This window comes from Hydrobacter penzbergensis, assembly GCF_900106985.1.
GTDB classification, from domain to species: Bacteria; Bacteroidota; Bacteroidia; order Chitinophagales; family Chitinophagaceae; genus Sediminibacterium; species Sediminibacterium magnilacihabitans.
On sequence record NZ_FNNO01000039.1, the window covers coordinates 1 to 1,310 of the forward strand.

The window sequence follows — 1,310 nt, forward strand, 5'->3', positions numbered from 1 at the left end:
TATAATGTACCCTTAAAAAAGGGCAGGTAGTTAAGAATGAATTTTTCATCCTAAATTACCGAATATGACAAAGAAAACCAGGCGCAAGTTCAGCGCCGAATTTAAAGCGAAAGTAGTGTTGGAAGCGTTAAAAGAGCGCGTAACGATTGAAGAGCTGGCTCGTAAGCACGAGCTTCACCCCACGCAGATAGCCACTTGGAAAAGGGAAGCGATGGCCAATATGTCGAGTGTGTTTGTATCTGGCAAGTCCGATGCAGTCAGTGACAACGAGCGTCAGATAGAGCAATTATATGCCCGTATTGGCCAATTACAGGTAGAGAATGATTTTCTAAAAAAAAGATTATGATCAAGCCTGTGTTGGAACGTAGAGGGATGGTTGATCGGGCACATGGTAGTTTAAGTGTAGCCGGCCAGTGCCGACTGTTATGCTTGCATCGCAGTGGGCTTTATTACCAGCCACGAGCGGAGCAGGAAGAGAACCTGGCCATCATGCGGCTGCTGGATGAGCAGTATTTTAAGACGCCATTCTATGGGATACGCCGCATAACGGTATGGTTGCAGCGGCAGGGTTATCACATTAACCGCAAGCGGGTAAAACGCCTGATGGAGTTGATGGGTTGGAAGACCCTGTACCGCAGGAAGAATACCAGCAAGCCAGACAAGCAGAACCGGCTGTACCCCTACCTGCTCAAAGGTCTTCCCATAGAACGAGTCAACCAGGTATGGGCGATGGATATTACATATGTACCCATGCGAAAGGGGTTTATGTACCTGTGTGCCGTCATAGACCTGCACAGTCGTTATGTGCTGAACTGGAGCATCAGCAATACGATGAGTGCGGAGTGGTGTGCCCAGGTAGTGCGTGAAGCGCTGGATAACCATGGCAGGCCGGAGATATTTAATACAGACCAGGGGAGCCAGTTCAGCAGTACTGTATTTACCCAGCAGCTATTAGATGAGGGTATACAGATCAGCATGGATGGAAAAGGAAGGGCCATTGATAATATTTTCATTGAACGCTTGTGGCGATCCGTGAAGTATGAACATGTTTACCTGTATGTTCCCGAAGACGGTGTAAAACTCTATGAAAGCCTGCAGCAGTATTTTTCGTTTTATAACCAGGATCGTCCACATCAATCGCTGGATTATCAAACACCGGCTACCTGTTACCTGAATGCAAAAGCAGCTTGAATCATGCGGTTATCCACATATCCTCGTGGATAGCTAAAGAAAAGAAAAAAAGAAGCAAAAAAAGAAAAGAAAGGTAATAGTAGTATTAGTAGGTCTTTTATATCTTAGTTGAACACATT

General features: G+C 45.7%; 2 protein-coding genes. Both read left to right on the forward strand.

The features are described from left to right. Positions 1-64 precede the first annotated feature (64 nt). Complete coding sequence (locus BLU98_RS18170) at positions 65-346, forward strand: transposase (RefSeq protein ID WP_371937967.1); 282 nt, start codon at positions 65-67, stop codon at positions 344-346. Then, positions 343-1,191 (forward strand): IS3 family transposase, encoded by an 849-nt coding sequence (locus tag BLU98_RS17480; RefSeq protein WP_371937968.1) that lies wholly within the window; start codon positions 343-345, stop codon positions 1,189-1,191. Before BLU98_RS18170 ends, BLU98_RS17480 begins: the two co-directional genes overlap by 4 nt. The last annotated feature ends 119 nt before the right edge of the window (positions 1,192-1,310 follow it).